Genomic DNA, 22,934 nt, shown 5'->3' with positions numbered 1-22,934 from the left:
CAGAGGCGTCAAACGACGGCCGTGAATCGCACGATCCACAGGAACCGGCCCGCCAGGCTTGTGCGCTGTTCGTCGATCCATAGATGGTCTGGTCAGGTTCATAGCGTTGGTGGAAAGTGTGGAAAACCATGAACGTCGCAGGTGAGCGGCGCTACCGTTGTCCACGAAGGCTGTGGGCGCGAGCAGTGGGTGACGTGGACCGCCCGAGGTTGTCCACCGATGGGTGACACTTTCCCCGTCCCGGTCCACGGCGATGGCACTCATGTCCACAAACTTGTCCACAGCCTGTGAGAAGTCGATCACTCCCCGTGCGTGTGCTTCCCCGGCCGTGGCGGCGCCGGCCACCGTCATGACTGCCTGGCCTGCTGCTTGATGCGGTTGGTCAGTTCGGTGACCTGATTGAAGACACTGCGCCGCTCGGCCATGAGCGTGCGGATCTTCCGCTCGGCGTGCATGACCGTCGTGTGGTCACGGCCGCCGAAGTGCTGTCCGATCTTCGGCAGCGACAGCTCGGTCAGCTCGCGGCACAGGTACATGGCGATCTGCCGGGCCGTGACCAGCACCCGGCTGCGGCTGGTGCCCTGCAGGTCCTCGATGGTCAGGCCGAAGTAGGCCGACGTCTGCGCCATGATCGTGGCGGCGGTGATCTCGGGACCGGAGTCGGTCGGCACGAGGTCGCGGAGCACGATCTCGGCCAGCGAGAGATCGACAGGCTGGCGGTTGAGGCTGGCGAACGCCGTGACCCGGATCAGCGCGCCTTCGAGCTCACGGATGTTCGTGGCGATGCGGCTGGCGATGTACTCCAGGACGTCGGGCGAGACGTTGAGGTGGTCTTGGGTGGCCTTCTTCGACAGAATCGCGATGCGGGTCTCGAGGTCGGGCGGCTGCACGTCGCACGTCAGGCCCCACTCGAACCGGTTGCGCAGGCGGTCCTCCAGCGCCGAGAGCTGCTTCGGCGGCCGGTCGGAGGTGATGACGATCTGCTTGTTGGCGTTGTGCAGCGTGTTGAAGGTGTGAAAGAACTCCTCCTGCGTCTGGATCTTGCCCTCGAGGAACTGGATGTCGTCGATGAGCAGGACGTCCACGTCGCGGTAGCGGCGCTGGAACGCCGACGCCTTGTCGTCGCGGATGGAGTTGATGAAGTCGTTGGTGAACTCCTCGGAGCTCACGTAGCGCACCCTGGTACCGGGGTACATCGTCCGCGTGTAGTGGCCGATGGCGTGCAGCAGGTGGGTCTTGCCCAGGCCCGACTCGCCGTAGACGTGCAGCGGGTTGTACGCCTTGCCCGGCGCCTCGGCGACGGCGACCGTGGCGGCGTGCGCGAACCGGTTGCTCGAGCCGATGACGAAGGTGTCGAACGTGTACCGCGGGTTGAGGTGCGGCTCGACGTCGCCGCGCCGGGCCGGGCCGTCCGACGACGGCCGCGGCACGAACGCCGGCGCCTCGGTGGCCGCGCTCACCAGCGGGATCTCCTCGGTGTCGACCGACGACGACGCCGGCTCGCGGAACCCGCCGAGCGGCGGTGGAGGAGGCACGGGGTCGAGGGGGGCGCCGTCGGGCGGCGGGGCGACGCTGACGGCGAGGCCGACCGGCCGGCCGAGCACCGCGGACAGCGCGTCGACGATGTGTGAGCGCAGCCGCTGCTCGACCTGTGCCCGGGCGAAGTCGCTGGGGACGGAGATGACGGCGGTGCCCTCGACGAGGGTGACGGGACGCGCCTGCGAGAGGAACGCTCGCTGTTGCGGCCCGATCTCGATGGACTCCAGGTCGGTCAGAGCCTTGGCCCACGCGGTCGCGAAGTCGATTCCGGCCTCGTCTGCCACAGTTCCCCTCCAAGCTCGACGATGGCCGCCGGCCGACGGCACATCAGAACATCAGTGGCGACTGGCTGGCCACCCCCGTCGTCTCTTGTCCACACGGTCGTCCACAGGGTGTGGAGGGTGTCGACACGTGCGGGTTTGTCTCCATCCGCTCCATTGTGACCTGCGCGAACGCGGCGCCGGTACCGTGGTCCGGTATCGGACTGACAGCGTGCTGGAGCACGTGACGCTAACAACATGTGGCCAGGGCTTCAACTGATGTCCACAGGTTCCCCCCAGGACACCGGCGTGTCGTTGCCGGCCGCGCCATGTTCCAGGGTGCCACGATGGGCGGTTGCCGTCGTGGGGCGCCTGCCGCATGACGAGTTTGACCTGAGGCGCGGCGACCGCGTACCGTGAATCGGTCCGACGAGGGCTCCTTTTGTCATGCCTGGGCTGCACTGCCCGGGGATGCGCGGACCCTGCACGGCAACCCGAAGCATGCACATCTCATCGATCGACACAGGAGCTCGGACGTGGTCAAGCGCACCTTCCAGCCGAACACCCGCCGTCGTGCGAAGACTCACGGCTTCCGGCTGCGTATGCGTACGCGTGCCGGCCGTGCCATCCTCGCCGCCCGCCGTAGCAAGGGCCGTGCCAAGCTGTCCGCCTGATTCGGCAGGCACGCTTGCGCTCGCTCGACGATCCGAGGTGCTGAAGGCCGAGCACCGGCTCCGGCGCTCGGCCGATTTCAGGGTGATCGTGCGCCGTGGCGTCCGCGTCGGACGACCGACCATGGTCGTGCATCTGCTGCCCGCCGGCGACTCCGCCGACACGGCCGATGCCGGCCCCGCGTCGGTGGGTCTGGTCGTCGGACGCATGGTTGGGGGTGCAGTGGTGCGCAACACCGTCCGCCGCCGCCTGCGTCATCTCCTCGCCGAGCGGGTCGACCGCCTCCCCGCCGGCTCCAAACTCGTGGTCCGGGCGCTGCCCGGCATCGCCGGCGCTCCGAGCTCCGCACTCGCGCGCGAGCTCGACGCCGCCATCGACCGCGCCGTGACCCGAGCGGAGCAGCGGCGATGAAGACTCTCCTGGTGGCCCTCCTCAAGGGCTACCGCCTCGTCATCAGCCCGCTGTACGGGCAGACCTGCCGCTACTACCCGTCCTGCTCGGCCTACGCCTTGAGCGCGGTGGAACGGCACGGTGCCCTGCGCGGAAGTTGGCTGGCCCTGCGCCGGCTCGGCCGCTGCCACCCCTGGTGTGCCGGCGGCGTCGACCTCGTGCCCACCCGCGAGAGCTACCGCTGGTGGGGCCGGGCCGCCGGTACCGACGGCGACGACGAGCCGCTCGCGGCTCCGTCGCATGGAGCTTCCGCGCCGCGGGCGGACCTGCCGCCCGGCGCACCGACCTCTCTCCGAGGAGTCTGATACACCCGTGGATACCATCCTCGCGCCGCTGTACTACCTGGTCAGCTGGATCATGATCGGCTGGCACTGGCTGTTCTCCGAGCTGATCGGCATCGATCACGACGGCGTCAACTGGGCGTTGTCGATCATCGGCCTCGTGGTGGTCATCCGCATCCTGCTGATCCCGCTGTTCGTGCGGCAGATCAAGTCGCAGCGCAAGATGCAGATCCTCCAGCCCCAGCTGCGCGAGCTGCAGAAGAAGTACAAGGGCGACCGCGAGCGTCTCCAGCAGGAGATGATGAAGCTGTACAAGGACACGGGCACCAACCCGTTCGCGTCCTGCCTGCCCATCCTGCTCCAGGCGCCGTTCCTGTTCGCGCTGTTCCGTGTGCTCGACGGCGTTGCGCACGGGCATGAGCGGGGCGCGTTCACCAGCCAGCCGGAACTGTTCGAGTCCGCAGGCCAGGCGCAGATCTTCGGTGCCCGCCTGGCCGACACCTTCCTGAACGCCGATAGCGTCAACACCCGGATCATCGCCGCGGTGATGGTCGTGCTGATGTGCGTCACGCAGTTCATCACCCAGCGCCAGATCATGCGCAAGAACATGCCGAAGGAGGCGCTCGAGGGCCCGTTCGCGCAGCAGCAGAAGATCCTGCTGTACGTGCTGCCACTGGTCTTCGCGTTCTCGGGTGTCTACTTCCCGCTCGGCACCGTCCTCTACTGGCTCACCTCGAACTTCTGGACCATGGGGCAGCAGCTGTACGTCATCCGCCGGATGCCGGCGCCCGGTACGGAGGCCGAGAAGGCGCACCAGCGCCGCCTGGAGGAGAAGGCGCGCAGGAAGGGCATCGAGCTGCCCACCCCGGACACCGGCCAGCCGGCGGAGCCGGAGCAGACCGAGATCGTCCGGCGGCAGCCGAAGAAGACGTCGCGCTCACAGCGCAAGAAGAAGTAGCCGGCGGCGACGACCGCACGGCAGCAGGGCTCGGCGGGCAGCGGATCCGCCCCACAACGAACGTAGAAGGAGTCGACGGTGAGCGACGCTGGCACGGAACTCGATGCGGCGCAGGAACGAGGGAGTGACGCTGGGGAGAGCCTGGCGAAGCGGCTCGAGCGCGAGGGTGACATCGCGGCGGACTACCTGGAAGAGCTGCTCGACATCGCCGACCTGGACGGCGACATCGACATGGACGTCGAGGGCGACCGCGCGGTGGTCTCGATCATCGGCGACGGCCTCGACGCGCTGGTCGGCGACAACGGCAAAGTGCTCGAGGCCCTGCAGGAGCTGACCCGGCTGGCCGTGGTCCGCGAGACCGGCGAGCGCAGCCGGCTGATGCTGGACGTCGGCGGCTTCCGGGCCAACCGGCGGGCCGAGGTGCTGGAACTGGCGAAGCGGGTCATCGAGGCGGTGCGCACGTCCGGCGAGCCGGAGTCGCTGGGCGCCATGTCCCCGTTCGAGCGGAAGGTCGTCCACGACGCCGTCGCCGAAGCCGGACTGCGCAGCGAGTCCGAGGGCGAGGAGCCCCGGCGGTACGTCGTGGTGATGCCCGCCTAGTGGTGCGTGCGTGTTTCACGTGAAACCACACCGCTGACATTCCCAGGAGGCCGAGTCTTGGACGACGTTCTCGCCGTGCCGGACTCGGCCTCCGCCGTGTTCGGGGACCGGCTGGAGCTGGCCGTGGCGTACGCCGCGCGGCTCGCGGGCCCCGGCATCGAGCGCGGCCTGCTGGGGCCGCGTGAGGTCCCGCGGATCTGGGACCGGCACATCCTGAACTCGGCGGTCGTCGCCGAGCTGGTCGACGAGGGGCGGATCGTCGCCGACGTGGGTTCCGGCGCCGGCCTGCCGGGCATACCCCTGGCGATCGCCCGGCCCGATCTCGAGGTCGTCCTGGTCGAGCCGCTGCTCCGTCGCAGCGACTTCCTGACAGAGACGGTGGCAGCGCTCGGGCTCGACGGCGTGAGCGTCCTGCGATCGCGGGCCGAGGACGTCCGTCCGCGGGCCCGGTACGACGTGGTGACGGCCCGCGCGGTCGCGCCGATGGACCGTCTGGCGGGCTGGACCCTGCCGCTGTTGCGCCCCGGCGGGGTGCTCCTGGCGCTCAAAGGCCAGTCGGTTTCCGAAGAGTTGCACGATTCCGCCGCGTCATTGGCGAGAATGGGCGCGGCGTCGTGGAGAGTTGAGGAAGTCGGCGCAGGCGTGGTCGATCCGGTCGCGCGTGTCGCCGTCGTGGTCGCCGGACGCACGGGGACGGCGCCGAAGCAAGGTGCACGACAACGGAGGACGAACTGATGACCGATACCACCGTCGTGGCGGGCCTGGGGTGGCCCGCAGCCGGTGGGGTCGTCGCAATCGACAGCGCTACGGGGGAACGGCGGTCGCCCACGGGGTGGCCGCGTGTCAGTGGGACCATTGATCCGACGGACGGACCGTCGAACCTGGAGCGTGAGATTTCGGTGAATGCGGGCGACCGACCGGCCGAACCGGCCGCGAGCACCCACGTACGTTCGACGTCCGACCTGGCGGGCTTCGCGATGTCCGGCTCGCTGGCCGACCTGGACACACCCATCGCTCGCGAGGCCGCAGTCGCGCTCATGGCGGTCGGCCGGCGGACGGCGCCGATGCCGAAGCCCGACCAGACACGCATCATGGTCGTGGCCAACCAGAAGGGCGGCGTCGGCAAGACCACGACGACGGTGAACCTCGCCGCGGCGCTCGCGGTCAGCGGGCTTCGCGTCCTGGTGATCGACCTCGACCCGCAGGGGAACGCGTCGACGGCACTCGGCATCGACCACCACGCGGAGATCCCCAGCATCTACGACGTCATGGTCGAGGAGACCCCGATCGGCGATGTCGTTCAGAAGGTCGAGGAGATCGACGGGCTGTGGTGTGTGCCCGCCACCATCGACCTCGCCGGCGCGGAGATCGAGCTGGTGTCGATGGTCGCGCGCGAGTCGCGCATGCGGAAGGCGCTCGACCAGTACCTGCAGGCGCCCGGGGTCGAGTACGACTACGTGTTCATCGACTGCCCGCCGTCGCTGGGCCTGCTGACGGTCAACGCCTTGGTCGGTGGCGACGAGGTGCTCATCCCGATCCAGTGCGAGTACTACGCCCTCGAGGGTCTGAGCCAGCTGCTCAAGAACATCGACATGGTGCGTGCCCACCTCAACCGCGACCTCGCGGTCTCGACGATTCTCCTCACCATGTACGACGGCCGCACGCGCCTGGCCGCGCAGGTGGCGGACGAGGTCCGCCGGCACTTCGGCGACACCGTGCTGAAGACGGCGATCCCGCGCTCGGTGCGCATCAGTGAGGCGCCGAGCTACGGCCAGACCGTGATGACGTACGACGCCGCGTCCAGTGGCGCGCTGTCGTATCTGGAAGCCGCGCGCGAGATCGCGGAGCGGGGAGCATCGGGCAGCACACATGGGGAGACGATTCATGGCTGAGAAGAGGCGGGGGCTGGGGCGCGGTCTTGGTGCCCTGATCCCGACGGGGGAGCCGGCGAGTGGCGACGCGCTGCGCAAGTCGCCGGTCGACGTCTTCTTCCCAGGCGGAACGACGACACCCAACGGCTCCGCACCGCATGTTTCACGTGAAACGGCGTCGGACGAGGGCGACGAGCTGTTGCCCGTCGACGGCGCCACGTTCGCCGAGATCCCCGTCGACGCGATCGTGCCGAACCTCCGCCAGCCGCGGCAGGTGTTCGACGAGGACGCGTTGGCCGAGCTGGTGTCGTCCATCCAGGAGGTCGGCCTGCTGCAGCCGATCGTCGTCCGTCAGCTGGAGTCCGGGCGCTATGAGCTGGTCATGGGCGAGCGGCGGTGGCGGGCGACCAAGGAGGCCGGGTTCCCGACCATCCCGGCCATCGTCCGGACCACTCGCGACGACGACATGCTGCGCGACGCGCTGCTGGAGAACCTGCACCGCAGCCAGCTGAACCCGCTCGAGGAGGCGGCCGCCTACCAGCAGCTGCTCGACGACTTCGGCTGCACGCACGACGAGCTCGCGGTGCGCATCAAGCGCAGCCGGCCGCAGATCTCCAACACGCTGCGGCTGCTGAAGCTGCCGCCGCTCGTGCAGCGCCGCGTCGCCGCCGGCATCCTGTCCGCCGGCCATGCACGGGCCCTCCTCGGCCTCGGCGACGGTGCCGCGCAGGAGCGGCTGGCGCAACGGATCGTCGCTGAGGGCCTGAGCGTCCGGTCCGTCGAGGAGATCGTGGCGCTCGACGACACCAACGACGCGCCGAAGACCCGAGCCCGCCGGGCGGCACGCCCGGTGGCGCCACGGCTCGACGACATCGCGGCCGCGCTCTCTGAGCGGCTCGACACCCGCGTGAAGGTCGACCTCGGCCGCAGCAAGGGCAAGGTCACCATCGAGTTCGCCAGTATCGACGACCTCGAGCGCATCGTGGGCACCATCGACCCGCGCATGGTGAAGCAGGTGCGCGAGGCGAGCGGTGACGGCGCGTTCGAGTGACGCGCCGTCACAAATAGCAGCGAAGGTCAGCCGGCGGTTCGCAGGTGGCGGTCGACGGCGGCGGCCAGGAGCTCCCGCGCCAGCACGCCGAGGTCCAACCCGGCCGCCTGCACGGCCTGCGGCAGCAAAGAGGTCTCCGTCATGCCCGGTGCGACGTTGATGTCCAGCAGCCACGGCACGCCGTCACGGTCGACGATGAGGTCGGTGCGCGACAGGTCGCTGAGCCCCAGCGTCTGGTGCGCCGCCACCGCCACCTGGGCCACGGCAGCGGCCGCCTCGCCGTCGAGCCGGGCCGGCACGAAGAACTCCGTGGTCCCGGCCGTGTAACGGGCGTGGTAGTCGTACGTGCCCGACTCCGGCACGATCTCAACCGCCGGCAGCGCCCGCGGCCCCTCGCCGGTGTCGAGCACCGACACTGCGACCTCGGTGCCGTCGATCCACTGCTCGATCAGCGCCGGCTCGCCGTAGGCGAAGCACTCCACCATGGCGGCGGGAAGCTCGTCGGCCGAGCGCACCACCGTCGTGCCCAGGGCGGAGCCGCCGCGCGACGGCTTCACGACCAACGGTAGGCCGAGCCGGGCGACCAGCGCGTCGAGCAGCACGGCGGCGCCCAGCTCACGGAAGGTCGCCTGCGACAGCACGGCCGACGGCGGGGTGGCGATGCCGGCTCGCCGCACGATGGCCTTGGCGACCGGCTTGTCGAAGGCCAGCCGGCAGGCCGCCGGTGCCGAGCCGACGTAGGGCAACCCTGCCAGCGACAGCACCTCCTGGATGGCGCCGTCCTCGCCCGACACGCCGTGCAGCAGCGGGAAGACGACGTCAGGGACGTCGTGGCGCAGCGAGGCGAGGAGGTCGGCGTCGGCGTCGCGCTGTTCGACGTCGAGGCCCACCTCACGCAGCGCCTCGGCCACCCGGCGACCCGAGCGCAGCGAGACGTCACGCTCGTGCGACAGGCCGCCGGCGAGGACGAGTACGCGGCCGAGATCAGTCATGCTGGAACGAACCCCTCAACTCTGGTCCGGCGCCGGTGCGTCGAGGCCGGGCCGCTGTGCGGCACTCCAGGCGCCGAACGTGGCGCGCAGCTCCATCTCCTGCTCGATGACCTGCGCCAGCCGGCGCACGCCCTCGCGGATGCGCTCGGGCGTCGGGTAACAGTACGACAGCCGCATCGAGCGCGAGCCGAAACCGTCGGCGAAGAACGCCGTGCCCGGCACGTACGCCACCCGGTTGGTGACGGCGCGCGGCAGCATGGCCTTGGCGTCGATGCCCTCGGGCAGCGTGAGCCACACATAGAACCCGCCGGAGGGACGGGTCCAGTGCGCGCCGGCCGGCATGAGGTCGTCGAGCGCCTCGAGCATGGCGTCGCGCCGCTCGCGGTACATCTCGCGGAAGTCCTTGACCTGCGCCATCCAGTCATGGCCGGCCAGGTAGTCAGACACCGCCAGCTGGCTGAACGACGGCGGGCAGAGGATGCTGTTCTCCGACGCCAGCACCAGCTTCTCGCGGACGGCGTGGGGTGCGAGCGCCCAGCCGACCCGGAAGCCGGGGGCGAACGTCTTCGAGAACGAGCCGACGTAGACGACCTGTTCGGCATCGTCGGCTCGGATGGCGCGCGGCACCTCGCCGTCGAAGCCGAGCAGGCCGTAGGGGTCGTCCTCGACGATCAGCACATCCGCCTCGCGGCAGATCTCGAGCACCGCGGCCCGGCGCTCCGGCGGCTGGGTGACGCCGGCGGGGTTGTGGTAGCTCGGGATGGTGTAGAGGTACTTGGTCGACTTGCCCGCGGCGCGCACGGCGGCGATGGCCTCACGCAGCCGATCGGGGATCAGCCCCTGGTCATCCATCTCGACGTGCACGATGTCGGCCTGGTACGACCGGAACGTCCCCAGCGCGACGACGTACGACGGCGCCTCGGCCAGGATGACGTCGCCCGGATCGATGAAGATGCGGGTCAGCAGGTCGAGGGCCTGCTGCGAGCCGACCGTGACGGTGACGTCGTCGGGATGGGCGTTGATGCCCGTAGGCCGCATGACCTCGCAGATCTGCTCGCGCAGCCTCGGGTCGCCCTGGCCGGAGCCGTACTGCAGCGCCGTCATGCCCCGCTTCGCGACGAGCTCGCTCGTCAGTGAGCCGACGACGTCGAGCGGCAGGCCGGAGATGTTCGGCATGCCGCCGGCCAGCGACACGACCTCGGGCCGGGAGGCCACCGCGAACAGCGACCGCGTCTCCGACGCCGTCATGCCGTGGGTGCGGGTGGCGTAGCGGTCGACGTATGAGTCCAGACGTGAGCCGGTGGCGGCTGCTGCGTCGGTCGTCTTCCGGTTCGGGCTGGGCTGCTGGCTCACGTACACACCTCCCGGGAAAGGACCGACACAGACGATGGGGACCGGATGTTCCGGTACCCCAGAGTCAACTGTGCCTCATCGGGCCAGGTGGTGGCGAATCGATTGCCCGCGATTCGGTCAGTTCGAGGCCAGATCGTGGAACCGCAGCGCACCGGTAGCTGCGTCCTCGCCTGACGGCAGGTAGACCCGCTGGATGGCGACGACGATGGCCTCGGCCACGACGTCACGGAAGTCGGGGTCGGCCAGCCGCGCGGCGTCGCCGTCGTTGGTGATGTAGCCCAGCTCGACCCGGACCGCGGCCATCCTGGTGTGCCGCAGCAGGTCCCAGGTCTTCGGGTGCGCGCGGCAGTCGACGAGGTCGGTGCGGGCGACGATCTCGCGCTGCACCAGGCCGGCGAACTGCTCGCCGATGGCGCTGGCCGTGCCAGGCTCGTGGCTGCCGTAGAAGTAGGTGGCGACGCCGGACGCGTCAGGATTCGCGTGCGCGTCGACGTGCAGCGAGACCAGCAGGTTGGCGCCGGAGTCGTTGGCGAACGCGGCGCGCTCGGCCTCGCTGGGCGACGCGTCGGCGCCCGGGCCGCGGGTCAGGTAGGTCTGGACGCCGGTGGCCGTCAGCCGGCCCTCGATGCGGGCGGCGAGGTCCTCGACGACGGCGGCTTCGTCCAGGCCGTTCGCCCGGTGGCCGCGGTCGGGGCCGCCGTGGCCGGGATCGATGACGACCACCTTGCCCGGCAGTCGCTTCCCGGCCTGACGCAGCGCCTCCACCGCGCGCAGGCTCTCCGGGCGGCCCCCAGTGACGATGGGGGCCAGGCGGCCGAGCGCCTTGAACGTGCTGGGCCCGCAGGTGCCGTCGGCGGGCAGGCCGATGTTTCGCTGGAAGTCGCGCAGCGCGTCGCCGGTGCGCGCTCCGAACACGCCGTCGACCCGGCCCACGTCGAAGCCCAGCTCGGACAGCCGCCGCTGCAGCGCGATGACGTCGTCGCCGGCCTGCGGGTTGCCGACCACGTACGACAGCAACCGGTCGCCGAGCCGCCAGCGCGCTTCGTCGAGCACCCGGTACGTCGTGGCGTCGACGACACCGGTCGCCGTGAGCCCGCGCTCCTGCTGGAACTGCCGGACCGCCTGGGCGACGTCCTCGTCGAACGTGCTGGGGCCGGGCGCGGTGTCGTCGAGGAGTCCGAGCTGCGTGAGCTTGGAACGGATCTCCGCGATCGCCGGTCCGGTGTCGCCCAACTGGTAGCGAAGCGAGGTCATCCGGAGGTGGTCCTTCCCTGGGCCGTGTCCTGACATCGGGCTGTACGACGTACCAGCTCCGTCGGTTCCCGTTTCACGTGGAACCCGCACAACCCTCCGCCACAGCTCGCGCCGATTCTACCCACAACGGGCGCCGCCAACCGTGTCGCGGTGAGCCCGGGTTCGCCGCTGCGGCCAGCGGAAATGACATCCATAGTTCACGACGTTCGTGTTGCCCGTGTCACGGACTGATCGCTATTGTCCCTGCATGAGCGGCTCGTTTCCCCGGGCGGGCCGGCGCTTCACGGTCGGCTTGGTGTGTATCGCAGTCGTGGCCGCATGCAGCGGCGACGACGACCTCGGCGATCCCGCGTCGCCGGAGCCCAGGGCCACCGTCACGGACGACGCAGCCACGCGGGCAGAAGATGAGATTCGAACGGTGTTCGAGCAGTTCATCGATGCTGTGGTCGAGGCGCAGAGCGGCCGCTCCGACGATCCCGCCACGCTGTTCGAGGGCCTCGCCACCGACGAGACCATCGAGTTCAACGCCGGCATTGCATCGCGCTACGCCGACCAGGGCATCGTCCGAGTCGGCGAGCCAGTCATCAGCGATGTCAACGTCCAGGTCGTCGACCGGTCCGGGGTCGTGAGCGCCTGCATGGACGAGTCCGAGTGGGCGCCCCAGCTGGCTTCCGGCGAAGCCATCCCGCCCGCCGAGGAGCAGCTGACGCCGCACCCCGTGGTGTACGAAGTCGTCGAGTCCGATGGTGCGTGGCTCATCGGTGACCCGATCGAACCTGGAGGGACCATCACATGCTGACCCCCCGACGCGTGTCCCAGGTCCTGCTGGCCGCCGCCGTCCTGCTGGCCGGCCTGCTCGGCGGCGTCGTTCCCGGCCAGGCCGCGACGGTGCGTCCGGCCGCGGCCGACGCGGTCGATCCGGCCAACGACCCCTGCTACGTGCTGATCCAGGTGCGCCCGGGCGTCTTCGAATACGTCAACATCTGTCCCGATCCTGACGAGAACGACGATGGCGGCGACGGCGGCTCGGGCGGTGGCGGGCCGCGGTGCGACCTCACCGAGGAGCCGTACGACGAGTTCTGCCTCGGCACGAAGGCCTGCCGGGCCGACATCCCGTCGCCGCTGCCCGAGGATGAGTGGCCCGAGCACACTCGGCCCGGCCCGGACCACATCTTCACGTTCGTGCAATGCCGCGTTCCCGGGCAGGAGGAGCCCTACGAGCGGTGGCGGTGGATCGAGCCGTACGAGGGTGCCCTCCCAGGCCTGGGCTGGCAGGCGCTGGGCCGGCTGCAGACCCCGGCGTTCACCATGCGCTTCGAGCCGGCCGGCATGACGTACGTCGGCGCCGACACCCGGTTCCTGCTCGACGGCCTCGGCGACGGCGAGATCATCGGCAGTGTGGCAGGCCCGCTGCAGGCCACCGGCACGCTCAGCCACGTCGAGATCGACCCCGGCGACGGGTCCGACACCATCGACTGCGATCCTGACCTGCGCTCGCGCGCCTGTGAACACGTCTACCTGGAGATGTCGCACGACCAGACGGCCGAGGACTTCGACGGCAATCCGGGCTTCGCGGCCCAGGCACGGCTCGTCTACGACGTCACGTTCACCATGGGCGGCGCCGAGGTGAACCTGCCGGGTGTGCCCGACAGCCTGGAGAGCCCCTGGAACGGCACGGTCGTCCCGGTCGGTGAGATCCAGGCGCTGGTCCGCACCCGCTGAGTACGGCGCACACGAAAGGGCGCCGCCCCGGCCATCCGGGTGCGGCGCCCTTCGTCGTGTCGGGCTAGAGGCGTTCCGGCACGCCGGAGCGTTCCGGCGCCGGGCTGGTGAGCTCGGCGATCAGCCGGACGGTGGCATCTTCCAGGTCGTCGCCGAGGTCGGCGCTGATGGCCGTCATCCGGGCGATCGCGTCGTCGATGCCGGCGCGGTTGCCGGCCAGGTGCTCGGCCTTGATGCGGTCGCGCCACAGCAGCTCCATGCCGGGCTCGACCTGCAGGCCGATGGTCGACGCCTTGCGGGCGAGGTGGGCGTCGCCGCCGCGGAGGGCCCGCTGGGCCAGCTCGTGCGCGGCGTCGACGATGGCCGAGATCATCTCCTGCTTGAAGTGCTCGGCCCAGCCGTAGCGGCGCGGGTTGACGCCGGTGAACGGCTGGCCGCGGACCAGCTCGAGCGCCGCGACCAGCTGCTGCGTGCCCGCCAGTGTGGGGTCGTCCCCGACGAGCGATCGCCACTCGTCCCAGTCGGTGGTGACGCCCGCGTGGAACCGGTAGCCGGAATCGACCCGCGGCAGGTAGTCGTCGCCGTTGGCGTCGCGGCCGAACCAGCGGCGCAGCTTGGAGATGGCGGTGTTGCGGGTGTTCTGCGTGACCCGGCTGCCGGGCCACATGGCGTCGTCGAGCGCCGCGTGGCCGAGGCCGGGGTGCAGCGCGATGAACGCCGCGATCTCGGTGAGCTGCCGGTACTTGGACTGCTCGACCGGTCCCTCGGCGTCCTCGACCTCGACCGGTCCGAGCAGCAGGACGGTGGGACCGTCGCCCGGCACCGGGGCGGGCGACGGCGGTGCGCTCGGGGGCTGTGCGGCCGGTGCCACGGCGGCGGGCTCGGCTACCGGCAGAGCCGGCGGCTCGGCCGGGTGCAGCCGGTCCAAGTCGGCCTCGAGGCTCTCCAGCAGCCCCGGGCCGACGTCGCTGGGCTCCGGCTCGTCGGCCGGCCGGCCACCGGGGTCGACCCAAGGCCGCGCCGGCTGCGTCGTGACGCCGAGCAGCTCCAGGATCTGGTGGTACTGGTGCTGGTCGAGCCGCTGCGGCTGGACGTCGACGCCCACAGGCTGCAGCACGGCGGCGTCGGGATCGCCGGCGGTCAGCTCCAGCGACCACTGGCCCACAGCGCCGTCTCCGCTGGTCACCGCGGCGACCGCCACGCGCGGCAGCGACTGCACCAGTTCGGCCAGCTGCGCGTCCTGCTCGGGGCCCAGCGGCTCGCCGAGCAGGACGATCTCGGGTGTCCACGCGGCGGCGGCGACCCCGCGGGCGCGGGCGTCGTCGAGCGAGTTGGCGCCGGATTCGGCCATGGCCGCGCGGTCGTGCCGGGCGCGCGTGCTCAGCTCAGTGAGCAGGCTGCCGGCCGTCGGCAGGTAGCGGATGCGGCCGGTGTCGAGTCCGCCGGCCAGCTCGGGGCAGGTGCCGACGAGCGTGACCTGGAGGTCGTCGGCCCATGGGCTGGTGGCCAGCTCGACCGCCAGGGCGGCCATGACCTCGCGGGACGGCTCGCGGTCGCCGACGACGGCGAGCGTGCCGACCCGCTCGAGGTCGAGCAGCAGGTGGCCGTCCTCGGGGCCGTGGCCGACGGTGACCAGGCTCGGGTACGGCGCCGGCACGTCGCGCAGCTCGTCGGCGTCGAAGGCGCGACCAGCGGCCGCGGGGAGCAGCCACACGTGACCCTGATCGGTCGCGACGAACGGCGGCGGCAGCTCCGCCTGGTCGGCGAGGTACAGCTCGAACTGCTCGGACGTGAGCCGCCCGATGCGCAGCGGCGGCAGCGAGACTCCGCGCCGGGCGCAGTCGGCGGCCAGGCCACGCAGCGCGACGTCGACCAGCTCGACGCTCATCGGGTCGGCGACGCCGCGCAGCTCCCGCTCGGTGTCGGCCAGCGCGCCGGCCGGCATGGCGATGCGTTCGCCGGGCTCCCGCCGCCGCTGCTGAGTGCGACGCCGGACGGCCAGGAACGCCAGCACGCCCGCCGCCAGGAGTGCGCCGACGCCGGCGGTGGTGCGGATCGGCACGTCGACGTCGTCGCCGACGGCCTGCGTGGCGGAGTCGCCGACGTCGGAGTCGCCCGGCTGCTCGGCGACCGGCGGCTGTACCGGCTGCTCCGCCGGCGGCTGCTCCTCGGCCGGAGCTTCCTCCTGGGGCTGCTCGGCGGCGGGCGGCGGCACCTCCTCCGCGGGCGGCGGAGCGGGCTCCTCAGCCGGCGGCGGCTGCACGGGCTCGCGCGACACCGGGTCGCCGACCACCGGCGGCGTGCCGGCGGTGCCCGGGATCGTGATGGTCCAGCCGGGCCGGATGAGGTCGGGGTCGGTGAGCCGCGCACCGTCGGGCTGGACGGTGTCGCGGCTGGCCTCGACCAGCTCGGGGTACCGGGCGCCGTCGCCCAGCCGCTGCTCGGCGATGCCCCACAGGGTGTCGCTCTCGGCCACGACGTGCGTGGTGGCGCCGGTGTCGGCGACCGGGACGGCCGACGGGGCGGGCTCCGGCGGCAGCAGCAGCTGCCAACCCGGGTCGATCCAATGGGTGTTGTCGAGCGCCCGTCCGCCCGGCTGCGGGACGCCGTAGTTGAGCTCGGCGATCTCGGGCCAGCGCATGCCGTCGCCCAGCTCCTGCTCGGCGATGCGCCACAGCGACTCGCCGCGCTGGACGGTGTGCGTGCGCTGAACCGTGGCCGGCTGGGCCGCCTCGGGAGCGGCGGGTGCCGCCTCGGCCGTCGCCACCTCGGACGCGGCCGGCGCCTGGGCCGTCGTGACCGGAGCGGGTTGCGGCGCCGGCGGCTGGACCGGCTCCGTGGCCGTGGCCACGCCGACCGGGCCGACGACGAACACGGCGGCCACGGCGGCGACCAGGCCGGCGGCGGCGCGCTGCTGGAACCGCAGCGCCGGCAGTCGCGGCGCCTTCCGGCCGCTGAGCGCGGCCGGGATCTCGACGACCAGGCCGACGGCGAAGCTGATCCAGCCCAGCCAGCCGATCCAGACCAGCGCCTGGAGGAACAGCGACCCGTCGTCGGGCTCGGTGAGCGCGGAGGTGACGTCGTCCCAGCTCGGCACGGAGTCGGGGAGTGGGTTGCCGGCGACGGCGATCAGTGCGAGTGGGATGCCGACCAGGACCGCGACGATGACGACCAACGCTCCCAGACCGCGCAGGACCGATCCGAGCCGCGATAGCCGACCGCGAGGTCTGACGTCAGTCCCAGATGAAATCGTGCGCCGGGGGCGGGCGGTTCGATGGGTTCGAGGCACGGGGATACTCCTCACTGTTCCGTACCGACGCCGCGCGCGAGGCGGGCCTGCGCGCTACCTGTGGCCTGGGACGTCGGGGGTCCGATCAGGGACAGGAAGACGTTGTCGTAGGTGACGGTGGTGTCGACCTGGACCGTCGTGTCGTCGACCCGGCGGCAGTCGGTCGCCTGCCCACCCGCCGCCGTCACGTAGTTCATGGCGGCGGTGCAGGCGCGGGCGAAGTCGATGGTGGGGTGACCGGCGCCGTTGCCGTCGATGATGACCGCCTGTGCGCCGGTGCGGGCGGCCTCGGCGGCCATGGCGTTGGCCCGCTGCATCGCCCGGATCTTGCTGCCGCCGTCGACGACCAGCCCGATGGCCAGGAACAACGCCATGACGATGACCACGGCGAAGATGGCGACGGCGCCCCGTTCGCCCTCGGCCCGCAGGCTCCGGGCCGTCATCGGCGCATCCTGTAGGTGTCGAGCGGGCTCTCGACCGTCTCGGTGATCTCCCGCGAGCCGGGCAGCCCGGGGATGGCGAGGTCGGAGAGCTGGACCCGGCAGGTGACCGTGGCCGAGACCGTGGCCGGCTCGCCCGGTGGCCGGCTGAACTGGCTGGTGTCGATCTGGATGGACGGTCCGCCGACGCACAGGAGGTCCTGCTGCGCCAACGACGCCTCGGCGGCGTTGCGGCCCTGGATGAGCGCATCGCTCTCAGTACGGGCGATGGACGCCGTGCGGGCAGCCTCGGCCGCCGCGTGCTCGACCGAGCCGCCGGCGATGGTGACCCGGCCGCCCAGCACCAGGAGCGCGATGATCATCAGCAGGCCGGGCGCGACCACCGCGAGCTCGACGGTGGCCGAGCCGTGTTCCCTGCGTGCTGCCAGCGCGGACATGTCAGCCCGGCCCGGTGAAGCGTTCGACCGGCCCGCTGGCCGTCTGGGAGACCTGGTGACCGGACCAGCCGGGGAACAGGCTTTGCGACGAGCCCTCGACGGTGATGCTGACCTCGACGTCGCCACCGTCGCCGGTGACGGTGACGCTGCTGAGCACGCCGTCGGCACCGGCCTCCTGGGCGAACGAGCGGGCCTCGGCGACGCCGGCCGCGAGCGTCCCGCCGTTGCCGGTGGCCACCCGCACGCCCTCTTCGGCGGCGGCGAGGGCGACGTTGCGCGCGTGGTACCACAACGCACCTTCGATGACGCCGAAGGTGATGAGCAGGACGACCGGGAACAGGACCACGAGCTCCAGCGTCGCCGCGCCTCGTTCGGGACGTCCGGGGAGGCGGCGCCGGGGACGCCGCTGCCCGTCACGTGGCCGGCGGCTCATGGCCTACTGGATCTTCGCTTGTTCGCGGTTGATGACGCCGATGATGATGCCCACCAGCGCCACGGCGGCGACGAACACCGCGGCGGCGATGACGACGTACTCGAGCGTTGTGGCGCCCTGCTCGGGGCGGCGTTCGGTCAGCTCGGAGTAGCGGTCGCGCAGCTCGGCGGACAGGACCGTCATCCATGTCTGGAGTTGCAGCATTGTCGTGTTCCTCTCGGGGGTGCGGGCTGTTCCCGACCCGTCACAGCTGTAGGCATGTCCGGGGAGACTTCTGTGACGCGCCAGGATCGGGGAATTCCTGACTGAGGAAATAACGGACAAAGAGTCATTCGAGCATACGCATCACCGTTGGAGCCGCCAGTAGAGCCATGAAAACCACGCCCAGAAGTGCGACGGGCATGACCATTCGTTCGCTATCGGCATTGGCACGGGCGTGCTCCGCCGACAGGGTGGCGTCGCGCAGTCCGCTGGCGCGGGCGCGCAGGCTCTCGTAGACCGTGGCACCCTCTTCGCCGGACAGCCGCATGATGTCGGCGAGGTCGTCGAGGTCGCTGAGTCCGAGCTGGATCGAGAGCGTGTGCAGGCCCTCCCAGGGCGTCGTGCCGGACCACCGGGCCCGGGCCAGCTCCTCGCGCAGCCGCTGGAACACCCAGGAGTCGCCCACCTCGGCGGCGTTCTCCAGCGCCTGGGTCGACCCGGCGCCGCCGGCGCGTTCCAGCGCGACGAGGTCGATGTAGGCGCCGAGCGCGCGGGTGAACTCTTCGCGGGCGTTGTTGGCCTTCTGCCGGGTCTCGATGTCAGGCAGGAACCACATGACGACGGCGAGGATGAGGCCGACGAACGCCGGCACCGTGAACGGCAGTGAGACGCCGGTGATGGCCAGCGTCAGCGTCAAGATGGCCGGGAACGCCAGCCCGAGCAGCGCCCACAGAGCCTTCTCGCCGTAGTAGCGGTAGGCGGGGATACGCAGCAGGTCCAGCTCCTGCCGCGGGAGCCGGAAGCCCACCAGCGTCGGCAGCCGCTGCTCGAGGAGCCGGCCGAGGCGGTCTTGGAAAAGCGAACTCGACTGGGTGGCCTGCGGCTCCAACGACCGGGTGGTCTCGGTGCCGGTGTCGTGCAGCCGGCCCAGCGTGGCCCGCAGGTGCGGCTGGGCCGGGACCAGTTCGCGCACGACGAGGGCCAGCCCGAGGCCGGCCAGCGCCCCCGCGAGAATGCTCAATTCCCAGATCATGGGACATCCGTCCTGGCCGCGCGCAGACTCCGCTGTGCCCACATCATCGCGCCTCCGTTCGGGTCGGTCCGCTGGACGAGCGGAGGTCCCAGCCCATGATGCGTGGCAGTGGCCGTGGCTTGGTGATCTGGCGCATCCACAGCAGGCACAGCACGTAGCAGCTGAGCAGCACGATCAGCACGATCTGCCCGATGGCCGAGCCGTACGGCTCGATGTAGGAGCTGTTGAACGTCATGAAGCCGAGCACGACCAGCGTGATGATGGTGACCATGCGCGCCGTGGTGCGCGGCTTGGAGCGGTCGGCCTCGATCTTGCGCCGCACCTGGACGTCCTGCGCCACCGTCGCCGCCAGCCCCTCGAGCACCGCGGCGAGGCCGGCGCCGCGCCGCGTCGCGCCCAGGATCAGCGACGACGCGATGAGGTCGCCGGTGGCGTCGTCGAGGTCGTCGGCGAACGCGCGCAGCGCCGCCACCGTCGGCCAGCGGGCGCGCAGCCGCGCCACCAGGGTCGTCACCTCGGCCCGCAGCGCGTCGGGGGTGGACTTCATGGTGGCGGTGATGGCCTGTTCCAGCCCGACGCCGACGGTGAGCACGCCGGCCAGCGACCGTGTCCACTCCTCCATCGCCTCGAGCTTGGCGACCGGGGTGGCCGACGGCGGCGGCGCGAGCAACGCGGGCAGGCCGATGAGCGCGGCCGGCACGAGCACGACGAGGATCAGCCAGCCGGTGAGCAGCCAGCCGGCCATGCCGCCGGCCAGGCCGATACCGAGCAGGATGCGCAGCTGCCGGGCTGCTGGGTTGCGGCCGCCGGTCATGCTGATGAATCGTGCCTTGAGCCGCTGCCCGGGCGTGGCCGGACGCGCCTGCACCGGCTGCGGGATCAGCCCGACGACGATGACGAGCAGCCCGCCCAGTACCAGGATCGCGGCGAGGGCCGCCGCGAACGGCGTCACGGCACACCGCCGTGGTCGAGCAGCCGCGGGTTGAAGCCGACGCGTTCGAGGTCGCCCAGCCAGATCGGCGGCGTGCCGGGCACCGCGCGGCCGTCGGGGCCGGGTTGGAACACGTCGGTGACGGCGGGCAGGCCGTGCTCACCCGGCTCGATCGCGATGATCTCGCTGATGTACCGCGACCGCTTGCCGCCGGAGTGGCTATCGTCGACCAGCTCGATCTGGACGATGAGGTCGATGTGCTCGGCGATCTGCCGGTACGCGAAGGACTCCGTGACGTGCTGGCCGGCCTCCATGGCGCAGGTGACCAGGCGCTCGATGGCCGCTCGCGCGGAGTGCGCATGCGTCGTCGAGAGCGAGCCGGCGCCGGACTGCATCGCCTTGAACATCGGCAGCACCTCGCGGCCGCGCACCTCGCCGACGATGAGCCTGGAGAGGTTCATCCTCAGCGAGTCGAAGACGAGGTCGTCGAGGGTGATCTCGCCGACGGCGCGCCCGTCGGGGCCGCGCTCGCCGCTGCCCGGCCGCGCCTCCCACGCCACGATGCGCTTGTGCCGGTCGGGCATGTCGTGCAGGTGCAGCTCGTACTCGGTCTCGATGGTGCCGATGCGCTCCATCGGGTCCAGCTCGTTGGTCAGGGCCCGGACCAGCGTGGTCTTGCCGGCGCCCTGCGCACCGGAGACGACCAGGCTCTTGCGGGCCCGGACGGCGGAGGCCAGGAACGCCGCGGCGGCCGGGCTGAGCATGTCGAGGTCGACCAGCTCCTTGATGCCGATGTCAGTGAGCCGGTGCTTGCGGATGACGGCGACCGGCCGCGGCGTGATCCACGCGGTGGCCGCGAGCCGCGACCCGTCACGCAGCCGCAGGTGCAGCCGCGGGTTCGACGGCGAGAACGGCCGTTCGTTGGTGCCCGTGCGGGTGGCCAGGAACGACAGTGTCTCGATCAGCTCCTCGTCGCTGTCGGCCACCGGCGGGCCTTGGACGATGCGGCCGTCGTCGTAGATGAGGTGGACGTTGTCGTGCCCGTTGATCTCGATGTTCTCGATGCCGGGGTCGTCGACCAGCGGCTGCAGCCGGCCGAGACCGAACAGCGCGGCCATGATGGCCTCGGCCAGCTGGATCTGCTCGTCCGGCGTGATGATCGGCAGGCCCTTGGTGAGCGCCCGCTCGGCGTGGTCGGCCAGCAGCTCGACCACGATGCTGCGGCCCAGCTCGCGCCGGCCGGCGTCGTCGAGACCCTCACGGCTGCGCAGCGCGTGCGCCAGCTGGTCGGCGGCCTGCTCGCGATAGGCGCGGACCAGCCCCCAGTCGACCTCGCCGCCGCGCGACATGGGCCGCAGCACGCCACCGTTGCGTTCCAGCGCGGTGAGGTCGTCGTCGGCGCGCCGGGCGTGCTGGCCCGACGGCACCGAGCCGCGGCCGCGCTGCGCCGAGGCGGACGCGAGCCGCGCCTGCAGCGACCGGCGCAGGTCGGTCTGGCCGGGCCCGCTCAACGAGTGATGGGTGTCGCCCCACTCGTCGCCGGAGCCGTTCCCGCCGTTCTCCGCGAACAGCGGGAGGTTCTCGAGGCTCGCAGCGGCCTGCGTGGGGTCAGCCATAGGTGTGCTCCTCCATCAGGGACTCCGCGGCCGGGGCCAGCCGGGTGCGATGGCGGTCGATCAGCTCGTGCACGGCGCCGATGACGACCCGCGTGCTGCGGAACAGCGGAGCCGCCGCGAACCGCCGTCCGTACGGCGCGCCCACGCTGAGCGAGTCGGACGCCGCCTGGTCCCAGGCCATGGACGCCAGCACCGGCACGCCGAGCGCGGAGTGGATCTCGCGGGCACGGTAGGGCTGGCCCTCGCCGATCAGCAGCATGGCGAGCGTGTCGTCGCCCTGGCCCAGCTCGAGGAGGTCCTCGCGCAGCACGTTGACCCGGGCTCGGGCCGAGCTGACGGCGGGCAGCGTCGTGCGGGTGACCAGCAGGACGGCGTCGGCGGAGCGCAGCAGCGGCATCGGCCCGTGCCGCATGCCGAGCCGCCCGGCGTCGATGATGACGTCGGTGCCCGTGCGCTCGAGGTTGGCCAGCACGATGCTCAGCGGCGACCACAGCTTGTCCATGCTGGCCGCCTGCTGGGCGTTGACCAGCCCGGGGACCAGCCGGACGCGGTTCTCGATGAGCGGGATGCTCTGGTCGTAGAACTTCTCGTCCAGCACGCCGCGCCGGTGCGCGACGGCCAGGCTGACCAGGCCGCGGTCGGGTGGGACGGTGCCGCGCAGGTACCCAGCGAGGATGCTGCTGCTTCCGGCGACGTCGGCCTCGACCAGCACGACCGACCGCGGCCACAGCATCGCCATGGCCAGCGCCGTGGTTGTGACGCCAGGGGCCCCTCGTGCCGAGGTGAGCGCGACGACGGCCATCACTCGCCTCCCGCGCGCGACATCAGAATGACGACGATGCGCCCGGTCGCGACGCGGGCGGCGAGGTCGGGGGCGCGCACCTCGGGCAGGACGACGTTGACCATCCGCTGACCCGTCTCCGGGTCGACCGACGTCGACACGACCGTCGCCTCGATCGAGTCGGGCGTCGAGCCGGGCGGGTCGTCCTGCGGGTTCGGGGTGTCGACGATGCGGACGGTGTCGCCGGGGCGCAGCGGCTCGCTGGGCAGCTGGGCGGTCGTCACCGCGACACCGACCATCGACTCGCCCTCGGCGGGCTGGATGCTCCCGCTGAACGAGTTCTCGGTGACCAGCGTGCCGGCCGCGAGGTCGACGGACGCGTACTGGCCGACCACCTCGCTGCGGCGCGTCTCGGGTATCGGGTCGAGCGCGGGGTCGGCGTTGATGCTCGCCCTCGTGAGGTCGTCCTCGGTGATCTGCTCGCCGCGGGCGACGTCCTCGCGCACCGCGATGACGTCGACCGTCTCACTCATGCTCGTGGCCAGCCAGGCGGCGCCCAGGCCACCGAGGGCGACCAGGGCCACGCCGAGGCCGATCAACGCCGGCCGGCGGCGCTGCTTAGGCGGCGCGGCGACGGCCGGTTCCAGCTTGGCCTCGGCGATCTCGAAGTCGTCGTCGAGCTGATCGGGCGCCGGCTGATGGGTGGGGGGCGAACTCATCATTGCCGTCCTGCATGTCCGGGGAAGGGAGGTGTCGCTGGTGTTGCTGGT

Annotated in this window: 24 protein-coding genes; 10 read left to right on the top strand and 14 right to left on the bottom strand. The window is 71.3% G+C overall.

The window, feature by feature from the left end; all coding sequences use genetic code 11:
* Positions 1-347 precede the first annotated feature (347 nt).
* Entirely contained in the window at positions 348-1,823 is a 1,476-nt protein-coding gene (dnaA, locus tag E1262_RS02920) for a chromosomal replication initiator protein DnaA (RefSeq protein WP_238992803.1), read from the bottom strand.
* A 512-nt stretch (positions 1,824-2,335) separates the two neighbouring features.
* Between dnaA and rpmH the strand changes: the two genes are divergently transcribed.
* The 8 genes from rpmH (at position 2,336) to E1262_RS02880 (ending at position 7,682) form a co-directional block, all read left to right on the top strand.
* On the top strand, positions 2,336-2,473 hold the full coding sequence (gene rpmH / locus E1262_RS02915; protein ID WP_053203721.1) for a 50S ribosomal protein L34: 138 nt from the start codon (positions 2,336-2,338) through the stop codon (positions 2,471-2,473).
* 37 nt (positions 2,474-2,510) lie between these two features.
* Complete coding sequence (gene rnpA, locus E1262_RS02910) at positions 2,511-2,882, top strand: ribonuclease P protein component (protein WP_132101549.1); 372 nt, start codon at positions 2,511-2,513, stop codon at positions 2,880-2,882.
* Positions 2,879-3,226: a membrane protein insertion efficiency factor YidD gene (gene yidD, locus E1262_RS02905; RefSeq protein WP_132101548.1), complete on the top strand. Its 348-nt coding sequence runs from the start codon at positions 2,879-2,881 to the stop codon at positions 3,224-3,226. Before rnpA ends, yidD begins: the two co-directional genes overlap by 4 nt.
* A 7-nt stretch (positions 3,227-3,233) precedes the next feature.
* Positions 3,234-4,160, top strand: coding sequence for a membrane protein insertase YidC (yidC, locus tag E1262_RS02900; RefSeq protein WP_203453481.1), 927 nt, complete (start codon positions 3,234-3,236; stop codon positions 4,158-4,160).
* A 78-nt stretch (positions 4,161-4,238) separates the two neighbouring features.
* Positions 4,239-4,760 carry a Jag family protein gene (locus E1262_RS02895; RefSeq protein ID WP_132101546.1) on the top strand — a complete coding sequence of 174 codons (522 nt, stop codon included), beginning with the start codon at positions 4,239-4,241 and terminating at the stop codon, positions 4,758-4,760.
* Positions 4,761-4,817: 57 nt separating this feature from the next.
* On the top strand, positions 4,818-5,495 hold the full coding sequence (rsmG, locus tag E1262_RS02890; RefSeq protein ID WP_203453480.1) for a 16S rRNA (guanine(527)-N(7))-methyltransferase RsmG: 678 nt from the start codon (positions 4,818-4,820) through the stop codon (positions 5,493-5,495).
* Between the two features lie 242 nt (positions 5,496-5,737).
* Entirely contained in the window at positions 5,738-6,652 is a 915-nt protein-coding gene (locus tag E1262_RS02885; protein ID WP_132101697.1) for a ParA family protein, read from the top strand.
* The gene (locus E1262_RS02880; protein WP_132101545.1) at positions 6,645-7,682 is read left to right on the top strand and encodes a ParB/RepB/Spo0J family partition protein; all 1,038 of its coding nucleotides are present in this window, start codon (positions 6,645-6,647) and stop codon (positions 7,680-7,682) included. The genes E1262_RS02885 and E1262_RS02880 overlap by 8 nt, the downstream gene beginning before the upstream one ends.
* A 26-nt stretch (positions 7,683-7,708) precedes the next feature.
* Here E1262_RS02880 and E1262_RS02875 read toward each other — a convergent pair whose 3' ends face one another.
* From E1262_RS02875 to E1262_RS02865, 3 genes are all read right to left on the bottom strand, one after another.
* The gene (locus E1262_RS02875; protein WP_132101544.1) at positions 7,709-8,674 is read right to left on the bottom strand and encodes a D-alanine--D-alanine ligase family protein; all 966 of its coding nucleotides are present in this window, start codon (positions 8,672-8,674) and stop codon (positions 7,709-7,711) included.
* 15 nt (positions 8,675-8,689) lie between these two features.
* Entirely contained in the window at positions 8,690-10,027 is a 1,338-nt protein-coding gene (locus E1262_RS02870; RefSeq protein ID WP_238992801.1) for an aminotransferase-like domain-containing protein, read from the bottom strand.
* 117 nt (positions 10,028-10,144) lie between these two features.
* Positions 10,145-11,281 carry an N-acetylmuramoyl-L-alanine amidase gene (locus tag E1262_RS02865; RefSeq protein WP_132101543.1) on the bottom strand — a complete coding sequence of 379 codons (1,137 nt, stop codon included), beginning with the start codon at positions 11,279-11,281 and terminating at the stop codon, positions 10,145-10,147.
* Between the two features lie 418 nt (positions 11,282-11,699).
* Between E1262_RS02865 and E1262_RS02860 the strand changes: the two genes are divergently transcribed.
* Complete coding sequence (locus tag E1262_RS02860; RefSeq protein WP_203453479.1) at positions 11,700-12,080, top strand: hypothetical protein; 381 nt, start codon at positions 11,700-11,702, stop codon at positions 12,078-12,080.
* Positions 12,074-13,003, top strand: coding sequence for a hypothetical protein (locus E1262_RS02855; RefSeq protein ID WP_132101541.1), 930 nt, complete (start codon positions 12,074-12,076; stop codon positions 13,001-13,003). Before E1262_RS02860 ends, E1262_RS02855 begins: the two co-directional genes overlap by 7 nt.
* 64 nt (positions 13,004-13,067) lie before the next feature.
* On the opposite strand, the gene E1262_RS02850 is transcribed toward E1262_RS02855, so the two are convergent.
* The 10 genes from E1262_RS02850 to E1262_RS02805 all read right to left on the bottom strand — a co-directional run bounded on the left by E1262_RS02850 (position 13,068) and on the right by E1262_RS02805 (position 22,883).
* On the bottom strand, positions 13,068-16,178 hold the full coding sequence (locus E1262_RS02850; RefSeq protein ID WP_162605746.1) for a LysM peptidoglycan-binding domain-containing protein: 3,111 nt from the start codon (positions 16,176-16,178) through the stop codon (positions 13,068-13,070).
* Positions 16,179-16,303: 125 nt separating this feature from the next.
* A complete protein-coding gene (locus E1262_RS02845; protein ID WP_132101539.1) occupies positions 16,304-16,735 on the bottom strand; it encodes a hypothetical protein in 432 nt (143 codons plus the stop codon).
* A complete protein-coding gene (locus E1262_RS02840; RefSeq protein WP_132101538.1) occupies positions 16,732-17,169 on the bottom strand; it encodes a TadE family protein in 438 nt (145 codons plus the stop codon). The genes E1262_RS02845 and E1262_RS02840 overlap by 4 nt, the downstream gene beginning before the upstream one ends.
* 1 nt (position 17,170) lies before the next feature.
* Entirely contained in the window at positions 17,171-17,515 is a 345-nt protein-coding gene (locus tag E1262_RS02835) for a TadE family protein (RefSeq protein ID WP_162605745.1), read from the bottom strand.
* Positions 17,516-17,605: 90 nt separating this feature from the next.
* Positions 17,606-17,806, bottom strand: a complete 201-nt coding sequence (locus E1262_RS02830) for a hypothetical protein (RefSeq protein WP_132101536.1) — start codon at positions 17,804-17,806, stop codon at positions 17,606-17,608.
* Between the two features lie 124 nt (positions 17,807-17,930).
* On the bottom strand, positions 17,931-18,824 hold the full coding sequence (locus E1262_RS02825; protein WP_203453478.1) for a type II secretion system F family protein: 894 nt from the start codon (positions 18,822-18,824) through the stop codon (positions 17,931-17,933).
* Between the two features lie 55 nt (positions 18,825-18,879).
* Positions 18,880-19,788: a type II secretion system F family protein gene (locus E1262_RS02820; protein WP_203453477.1), complete on the bottom strand. Its 909-nt coding sequence runs from the start codon at positions 19,786-19,788 to the stop codon at positions 18,880-18,882.
* Positions 19,785-21,383: a TadA family conjugal transfer-associated ATPase gene (locus tag E1262_RS02815; RefSeq protein WP_132101534.1), complete on the bottom strand. Its 1,599-nt coding sequence runs from the start codon at positions 21,381-21,383 to the stop codon at positions 19,785-19,787. Before E1262_RS02815 ends, E1262_RS02820 begins: the two co-directional genes overlap by 4 nt.
* Positions 21,376-22,185: a CpaE/TadZ family protein gene (locus E1262_RS02810; RefSeq protein WP_132101533.1), complete on the bottom strand. Its 810-nt coding sequence runs from the start codon at positions 22,183-22,185 to the stop codon at positions 21,376-21,378. Before E1262_RS02810 ends, E1262_RS02815 begins: the two co-directional genes overlap by 8 nt.
* Complete coding sequence (locus E1262_RS02805; RefSeq protein ID WP_162605744.1) at positions 22,185-22,883, bottom strand: SAF domain-containing protein; 699 nt, start codon at positions 22,881-22,883, stop codon at positions 22,185-22,187. Before E1262_RS02805 ends, E1262_RS02810 begins: the two co-directional genes overlap by 1 nt.
* Positions 22,884-22,934: the final 51 nt, after the last annotated feature.

The sequence above is a fragment of the Jiangella aurantiaca genome, assembly GCF_004349105.1.
GTDB classification, from domain to species: domain Bacteria; phylum Actinomycetota; class Actinomycetes; order Jiangellales; family Jiangellaceae; genus Jiangella; species Jiangella aurantiaca.
This window is presented reverse-complemented; position numbering and strand designations above follow the sequence as displayed.

Bases quoted from the DNA above. Each gene is read 5' to 3' on its own strand.
- yidD (WP_132101548.1), top strand. From the start codon at position 2,879: ATGAAGACTCTCCTGGTGGCCCTCCTCAAGGGCTACCGCCTCGTCATC.
- E1262_RS02885 (WP_132101697.1), top strand. From the start codon at position 5,738: ATGTCCGGCTCGCTGGCCGACCTGGACACACCCATCGCTCGCGAGGCC.
- E1262_RS02880 (WP_132101545.1), top strand. From the start codon at position 6,645: ATGGCTGAGAAGAGGCGGGGGCTGGGGCGCGGTCTTGGTGCCCTGATC.
- E1262_RS02875 (WP_132101544.1), bottom strand. From the start codon at position 8,674: ATGACTGATCTCGGCCGCGTACTCGTCCTCGCCGGCGGCCTGTCGCAC.
- E1262_RS02865 (WP_132101543.1), bottom strand. From the start codon at position 11,281: ATGACCTCGCTTCGCTACCAGTTGGGCGACACCGGACCGGCGATCGCG.
- E1262_RS02855 (WP_132101541.1), top strand. From the start codon at position 12,074: ATGCTGACCCCCCGACGCGTGTCCCAGGTCCTGCTGGCCGCCGCCGTC.
- E1262_RS02845 (WP_132101539.1), bottom strand. From the start codon at position 16,735: ATGACGGCCCGGAGCCTGCGGGCCGAGGGCGAACGGGGCGCCGTCGCC.
- E1262_RS02840 (WP_132101538.1), bottom strand. From the start codon at position 17,169: ATGTCCGCGCTGGCAGCACGCAGGGAACACGGCTCGGCCACCGTCGAG.
- E1262_RS02830 (WP_132101536.1), bottom strand. From the start codon at position 17,806: ATGCTGCAACTCCAGACATGGATGACGGTCCTGTCCGCCGAGCTGCGC.
- E1262_RS02815 (WP_132101534.1), bottom strand. From the start codon at position 21,383: ATGGCTGACCCCACGCAGGCCGCTGCGAGCCTCGAGAACCTCCCGCTG.
- E1262_RS02810 (WP_132101533.1), bottom strand. From the start codon at position 22,185: ATGGCCGTCGTCGCGCTCACCTCGGCACGAGGGGCCCCTGGCGTCACA.
- E1262_RS02805 (WP_162605744.1), bottom strand. From the start codon at position 22,883: ATGAGTTCGCCCCCCACCCATCAGCCGGCGCCCGATCAGCTCGACGAC.